The sequence below is a fragment of the Pseudomonas sp. RL_5y_Pfl2_73 genome, assembly GCF_963970515.1.
In the GTDB taxonomy this organism is placed as follows: domain Bacteria; phylum Pseudomonadota; class Gammaproteobacteria; order Pseudomonadales; family Pseudomonadaceae; genus Aquipseudomonas.
In genome coordinates this window covers 130,172-138,126 of the sequence record NZ_CAXAPD010000017.1, presented here as the reverse complement: position 1 = coordinate 138,126, position 7,955 = coordinate 130,172, and the positions used below count along the sequence as shown (strand labels likewise).

At 66.1% G+C, this 7,955-nt stretch carries 1 protein-coding gene; it reads right to left on the bottom strand.

The window, feature by feature from the left end; genetic code table 11:
- The coding region (locus AACY42_RS17850; protein ID WP_339481309.1) for an amino acid adenylation domain-containing protein at window positions 1-7,916 on the bottom strand (7,916 nt) is incomplete at its 3' end.
- Window positions 7,917-7,955: the final 39 nt, after the last annotated feature.

Below are 7,955 nucleotides of genomic sequence, written 5' to 3'. Positions count from 1 at the left end.
CGCAGGTCCAGCTCGGCGTAGCTCAGGCGCTGGCCTTCGAACACCAGTGCCGGGGCGTTGGGGCTCAGGGCTGCTTGTTGGCTCAGGGCGGTGTGTAGGTTGGTTGGGCCGCTGTAGTGGCGGTCGGCGGCGTTCCACTCGATCAACTGGCGATGACGCTCTGCCGCCGGCAGCGGTGTCCAATCCCTGAGGCGGGTCCGTGGCGCTTCGAGCATCGTCTCCAGCAGTTGTTGCCATTGTTCCAGCCAACGCCGGGCCGTGGTTTGGCTGAACAGCGCGGCGCGGTATTCCAGCAACACCGACAGCACCTCGCCGTCGTGTACTTCCCAGTTCAGGTCGTACTTGGTGGCCTGGGCGGTCACCGCCCGTTCGCGCACCTGCAACTGCGGCCAGTGAGCCGAGGACGAGTCAGCGTTCTGCATGGCGAACAGCACTTGGAACAGCGGCGTCTGGCCGAGGCTGCGCGAAGGTTTCAAATGCTCGACGACCTGGTCGAACGGCACGTCCTGATGCTGCTGGGCATCCAGCACCCGGTTGCGCACCTGGCTGAGCAAACCTTCGAAATCCAGTGTCGGATCCAGGTCGGTGCGCATGACCACGGTGTTGACGAAGCAGCCGATCAGCGGTTGCAGCTCGGCGAATGGACGCTGGGCCACCGGGCTACCGACTCGCACGTCACGCTGGTTGGCGTAGCGGCCCAAGAGCAACTGCGCGGCGCCGAGCATGAGCATGTACAGCGTGGCACCGCGTTGCTGGGCGAACTGCCGCAGGCGTTCCACCAGGGCGGGCGGCAATTGCAGTTGGACCGCGCCGGCCGCGGGGGCGAGCTGGTTTGGACGGCCCTGCTCGGTCGGCAGGTCCAGCAGGTAGTCGCCGTCCTCCAGTTGGTTGCGCCAGTATTCCAGTTGGCTGCTGAACGCGGTCTGTTGACCGGGTTCGCGTTGCCAGAGAGCGTAATCGGGGTATTGCAGCGTCAACGCCGGCAGTGCCGCCGGGGCACCCTGGCATTGGGCGGTGTAGAACTGTCGCAGTTCATCCAGCAGGTTCTGGCTGGAGGCGTCGTCTGTGGCGCAGTGGTGCACGCTGAGCAACAGCAGTGACTGGGCGCCGCCGCTGCGTTGCAGCAGCGTGGCGCGGACGGGCACTTCGGCGGCGAGGTCGAACCGGCGGCCGGTCTCTGCGTGCATCGCCGCATCGGTCAGTTGCTGCCATTGCGCGTCGCTGGTCGCTTGCAGTGCCGTCACCTGCACGCTGATATCGACCTGCGGTTCGATCACCAGCGCCAACTCGCCGTCGCTATCGCGCACGATGCGGCTGCGCAGGATCTCGTGGCGTTGGACCACGCTGTTCAGGGCCGTGTGCAGGGCCTGGACGTTGAGTGCGCCGGCCAGTTGCACGGCGCTGACCACGTTGTACTCGCCACCGCCGGTGCTCAGTTGTTCAAGGAACCACAAGCGTTGCTGTTCGAACGACAGCGGCAGGCGCGCCGGACGCGTTGCCGGGACAAAGGTCGCCGCCGGGGCTTGCAGGGGATCGCCCAGCAGCGCGGCCAAGGCGTCGAGGGTCGGGTGTTCGAACACCGCCCGCAACGCAGGTACGGTAGCGAACTGTTGGCGCAGGCGGGCAAACAATGTCGCCGCCAGCAGGGAGTGGCCACCGAGGTAGAAGAAATGGCTGTCACGACCGATCTGCGACGACGGCACGTTCAGCAACTCGGCCCACAGGGCGGCCAGTTGCTGTTCGGCGGCGCTGCGCGGCGGGTCGAGGGCGTCTGGCGCGGCTTGGATGTCCGGGGCCGGCAAGGCCTTACGGTTGAGTTTGCCGTTGTCGGTCAGCGGCAGCTCGTCGAGCAGCACGAATGCCGAGGGCACCATGTAGTCGGGCAGGGCGGCGCCAATGGCGTTGCGCCACGCGTGGATGTCGGCCTGCTGGTCGCACGTCACGTAGGCGACCAGGCGCTTGTCGCCGGGCACGTCTTCACGGGCCAGCACCACGGCCTGGCGCACGCCCGGTTGGGCGCCGATCAAGGTTTCTATTTCCCCCAACTCGACACGGAAACCACGGATCTTCACTTGATGGTCCATGCGTCCCAGGTATTCGAGCTGGCCGTCGGATAACCAGCGCACCAGGTCGCCGGACTTGTACATCCGTGCCCCGGCCACGGGGGAGAACGGGTCCTCGATGAACACCTTCGCGGTCAGCTCGGCACGGTTGAGGTAGCCCAGGGTCACGCCGGTACCGCCGATGTGCAGTTCCCCCGGGACGCCCACCGGCATCGGGTTGAGGAAGGCATCGAGCACGTAGGTGCGCACGTTGGCGATCGGCCGGCCGATGATCGGCCGCTGCGGGAAGTCATCCACCGCGCAACCGGTGGCATCCACCGTGCACTCGGTCGGGCCGTAGGTGTTGAAGAAGCGGCTGCCGGCAATCGATGGCAGGCGTTGCCACAGCTGCGCGTCCACCGCATCGCCACCGAACAGCACGAAGCGCGGCAGGTACACCTCGCCACGACGGACACCGTCGCTTTCGAGCAGGGCCTTGAGCTGTGCCGGGGTGCATTCGAAGGCGTCCAGGCGAGTGTCGCGGAAGAATCTGGCCAGGGCCTCGGGGTCGTAGCGCACGTCCTCCGGGGTCAGGTACAGGCTGTGGCCGTCGAGCAACAGGATCAGCTCGGCCACCGAACTGTCGAAGGCGAACGAGTAGTTGAAGCTGGTGCGCATCGGCTGGTCGGTGTAGCGGCGATACAAACCGTGGATACGCGCCCAGGCCAGGTTGACCACCGAACCGTTGGTCACCAGGGTGCCCTTGGGCTTACCGGTCGAACCGGAGGTGTACATGATGTAGGCCAGGTCTTGCGGCCCGGCGAGCGGGGCAGGGTTGCTGTCCGGCTGGTTGGCGAACAGGTCGGCGTCGCTGTCCAGGCGCAAGCGCGGCAGTTCGCCGCCCAGCTGTTCCAACAGGCCTTGCTGGCCGAGCAACAGCGCCGGTCGGGCGTCTTCGAGCATGTACGCCAGGCGATCCGCCGGGTAGGTCGGGTCCAGCGGCACATAGGCGCCACCGGACTTGAGAATGCCCAGCAGGCCGACCAGCAGTTCCAGTGAACGCTCGACACACAGCGCCACCGGGCTGTTGGCGCCGACGCCCCGGCTGCGCAGGTAATGCGCCACCTGGTTGGCGCGACGGTTGAGTTCGCCGTAGTTCAGGCTGCGGCCTTCGAAACACAGGGCGTCGCGCGCCGGGGTGCGTTCGGCCTGTTGTTCGAACAACTGGGCGAAAGTCAGGTGCGTCGGCACCGGCATCTCGGTGCGGTTCCACTCGACCACGGTGCGTTGCCATTCCGCGTCCATCAGCAGCGGCAAGGCGGCGACCGGGCGTTGTGGCTCGGCGAGCAGGTGTTCGAGCAGGTGTTCCAGGCGCGCCAGGGTCTGGCGGGCGCTGTCGGCGACGAACAGGTCGAGGGCGAACATCAGCTCCAGCTGGATCGGCGTATTGGCCGGGCACAACACGTGCAGGTCCAGGTCACATTCGGAATGCCGCAGCGGCGTATCGAGCGCTTCGAACTCCAGCCCGGGGAAGCGCAACCGCGACTCCATGGCCAGCTGCTGGGCGACCATCACCTGGTACAGCGGCGCATGGCTGAGGCTGCGTGGCAGTTGCAGGCTGTCCACCAGTTGCTCGAAGGGCAGGTCCTGATGCAGCAGGCCACTGCGCAGACGCTCGGCCACTTGTTTGACCAGGTCGGTAAAGCCGGCTTGCGGCTCGAAGTCCGCGCGGATCGCCAGGTTGTTCAGCAGAATACCCAGCAAGCCTTCGGTGCCCGGCTGTTCACGGTGGGTGACCGGGGTGCCGACCAGCACCGTGGCATCGCCGCTCAAACGGTGCATCAGCACGGCGAAGCCGGCGAACAGGACGGTGAACGGCGTAGTACCGAGGCGACTGGCAAAGGCCTGTACCCGGGCGCTGAGGACGGCGCTGAGTTCACGCTGCACGATCCCGGCGCGGTAGCTTTGCACCGAGGGCCGTGGATGATCGGTGGGCAAGGCCAGCAGCGGGCTGGTGTCGCTGTCGCGCCGGTCGAGGGTGGTGGTCCAGTAGTCGAGTTGGCGCTTGAGTTCGGCGCCTTGCAGGTGTTCGCGCTGCCAGAGGGCGAAGTCGGCGTATTGCAGCGCCAGGGCCGGCAACTCGGCGGGGACGCCGTTGCAACGGGTTTCATAACCCAGGGCCAGCTCGCGCAGGGCGATGGTGGCCGACCAGGCGTCCGAGACCAGGTGATGCAGGGCGATGCCGAGTACGTGCTCGCCCGGTGCCAGGCGCAGCAAGTGCGCACGCAGCAGCGGTGGGCAGGTCAGGTCGAACGGCTGCTCGAAGGTGTCTTGCAGGGCATTGAACTGCGCGCCGGCGCGAGCGGTGGCGGTCAGCCCCGACAAGTCTTCGAAGGGCAGTGCGATGTTTAGTGATGGGCTGATGCGTTGGCATGGCACGCCGTCGGTGCTGTGGATGCCGGTGCGCAGGATTTCGTGGCGCACCAGCAGGTCGTTCAGGCTGGCGTGCAGCGCCTCGACGTTAAGTTCACCCTTGAGGTGCAGGGCGAACGGGATGTTGAACAGGGTGGTGCCCGGCGTCAGTTGCTCGATGAACCACAGGCGCTGTTGCGAGAACGACAGCGGCAGCAGCGTCGGGCGTGGCTGGGCCTTGGGCACGCTGATCGCGCTGGCATGCGGTGCCGCGGCCTGGGCCTGGCGTGCGGCGATGGCCACGGCCAGCAAGGCCACGGTCGGCTGTTCGAACAGCACCCGCAACGGCAGGTCGAGCTTGAACTGGGTGCGCAGGCGGGCAACGATCTGGGTCGCCAGCAGCGAGTGTCCGCCGAGGGTGAAAAAGTTGTCTTCCACGCCCACCGTGTCGCGCCCCAGGACCTCGGCCCAGATGGACGCCACGCTGGTTTCCAGCGCGTTGCGCGGGGCAATGCTTTGCTGGGTGTCGGCCTGCCAGTCCAGCTCCCGGGCGGCCAGGGCCTTGCGATCGACCTTGCCGTTATTGTTCAGGGGCAGTTTGTCCAGGCAGACGAAGGCGGCCGGCACCATGTACGGCGGCAGTTGCGTGCGCAGGTGTTCGCTCAGGCCGTCGCTGCCCAGGGTTTCGTCATGGGCCGACCAGTACGCCACCAGCCAGGCTTCGCCGACGGTGTTTTCCCGCAGCAGGACGGCGGCTTCGCGGACGTTCGGGTGCTGGGCGAGACGGTGTTCGATTTCCGTCAGTTCGATCCGGTGCCCGCGCAGTTTTACCTGCTGGTCGCGGCGGCCGAGGTATTCGATCACCCCGTCTGCACGCCAGCGTCCCAGGTCACCGGTGCGGTACAGGCGACCTTCAAACTGAGGGGGGTCGATAAACGCCTCAGCGGTGCGTTGTGGGTCGTGCAGGTAGCCACGGCCGACGCCGACGCCACCGACGCAGATTTCCCCGGCCACGCCCACCGGCACCGGGCGCAGGGATTCGTCCAGCATATACAGGCGGTTGTTGGCGGTCGGTTGGCCGATGGGCATGTGGCTGACCTCGGCCCCCGGTGCGGCGAAAATCGGCTGGAAGGCTACATCGTCGGCGCATTCGGCCGGCCCGTAGGCATTCATCAGGGCGATGTCGGGGAAGTGTGCGAACCAGTCGCGGGCCACGGTCGGCGGCAGGGCTTCGCCGGTAGGCAACACCCAGCGCAGGTCCGGCAGTTGCAAGTCGCACGGGCACAGCGCGAGCAAGGTGCGCATCAGGCTCGGGACGATTTCCAGCACGTTCAGGCGCTCGCTGGCGAGCACTTGCAACAGGTGTTGCGGGTCGTGGGCAACTTCATCCGGAAGAATGTGCACGGTGGCACCGAGCACCGGCGCGGCGAGGAACTGCCACACCGAAATGTCGAACGCCACCGAGGCGGTCTGGGGGATCCGGTCGGCGGCGCTGAGCCCCAGGGCCGGCACCTTGCCGAAGATGTTGTTGAGCATGCCGCGCTGTTCGATCATCACACCCTTGGGCGTGCCGGTCGAACCCGAGGTAAAGAGCACGTAGGCCAAGCTGTCGGGGCGGGCGAGCACCGGCAGCGGCGCGTCGTTACCGGACGTCCAGCAGGCTTCGGCGAACAGCGCCTCGGGTGCCTGGTCGAGGCCGCTGAGCAGTTGATCGAGCAAACCGCTGTAAGCTTCGCTGGCGACCAGGAGCGGGGCGCGGGACAGCCCGAGGATTTCCCGCAGGCGCTCGGGCGGGTGATTGACTTCTAGGGGCAGCATCGCGGCGCCGGCCTTGAACACCGCCAGCATCATGGTCAACAGCGTCAGGCCACGGGGGGCGAGCAGTGCGACCAGTTGGTCTTCAGCGGCGCCGGCCTGGCGCAGGGCATGGGCCAGGCGCGTGGAGCGCAGGTCCAGCTCGGCGTAGGTCAACGACTCCCCGTTGCAGGTCGCGGCGATCTGTCCAGGGCGCTGGGCGACTTGGGCGGCAAACAGCTCGGCGTAGCTTTGATTCAGCGGAAAATCATGCGGGTTGAGCGCCCACTCGCCCAGCAGTTGCTGGCGCTCCTCGACGGCCAGCAGCTCAAAGCTGGCCAATGGCGCCTCGGGTGCGGCGAGCATGCTGCGCACCAGGCTGGCGATGTGGCCCAGCAGGCGCTGCACGGTGGCGATTTCGAAACGTTCGCGGTCATAGGAAACGCGGATGCCCAGCTGTTCGCCCGGCAGGATCACCACGGTCAAGCCATAGTGGGTGTGCACGCTGTGGTCCATGCCTTCGAGGCTGAACTGGAAGCCGCCTTCGAGAATCTGTTCGTCGATGGGGGCGTTTTCGAACACCAGGATGCTGTCGAACAGGGTTTCGCCCCGGGGGAAATCGCTCCAGCCCTGGATGTCGGTCAAGGGCGTGTGTTCGAAGTCGCGCATGTCGACGTTGAGCTTTTGCAGGTCGCCCAGCCAACTGCCGAGCGCGGCGTTCGGGTCCACCGAAACCCGCAGCGGCAAGGTGTTGATGAACAGGCCGATCATTTCTGCGACGCCAGTCAGGTCGGCCGGGCGCCCGGCCACCGTAACGCCGAAGACCACGTCCTGTTGTCCGCTGTAGCGTGACAGCAGCAGCGACCAGACGCCCTGGAAGAACGTGTTCGGGGTGATCCGGCGACTGCGGCAGAACGCCGCCAGTGCCTGGGTTTCCTGTTCGTCGAGGTGAATCAGTTGGTCGTCCACCAGTACCGCATCGGTGTAGCGATCGCGGGTCACGCCGTTGTCCACGGTCAGCGGCGTGGGGGCATTGAGACCTTGCAGCTGGCCGCGCCAGAACTGCTCGGCCTTGCTCGCATCCTGGCGTTGCAGCCACTGGATGTAATCGCGAAACGGCCGCGGGCTTTTCAGCTCCGGCGTGCGGTCGTTGCACAGTGCTTCGTAGACTTTGAGGAAGTCCACGGTCACCAGGGAAATGCACCAGGCGTCCATCAGGATGTGGTGGAAGCTGCGAATGAACTCGTAGGACTCATCGCCCAGGCGCACCAACCGGAAGCGAATCAGCGGTGGCTTCGACAGGTTGAAGCCGACTTTCTGCTCGTCTTCCAGCAGCGTGCGGATCCGCGTCTCCTGCTCATGGGGGGCGAGCCCGCGCAGGTCGAGGGTGTCCAGCGGGACCTTGACCTGGCGATGGATCACCTGCACCGGTTGCTTCTGGCTTTTCCACTGGAAACTGGCGCGCAGGGAAGGGTGCAGCGCCACCACCTGGCGCCACGATTCGAGAAACGCCGCTTCATCGATGGCCCCGCCGATGCGGTAGCGATCCTGCATCAGGTACACACCGGAGTCTTCGTGCAGCAGGGAATGGAACAGCATCCCTTGTTGCAGCGGCGACAGCGGGTAAATGTCTTCGATCGGGTTGCCGGTGGTTTTTTCGGTGGTCATTGAAAGCGTCCTGCGTAAAAAGGGGCAGCGGTGATGGCG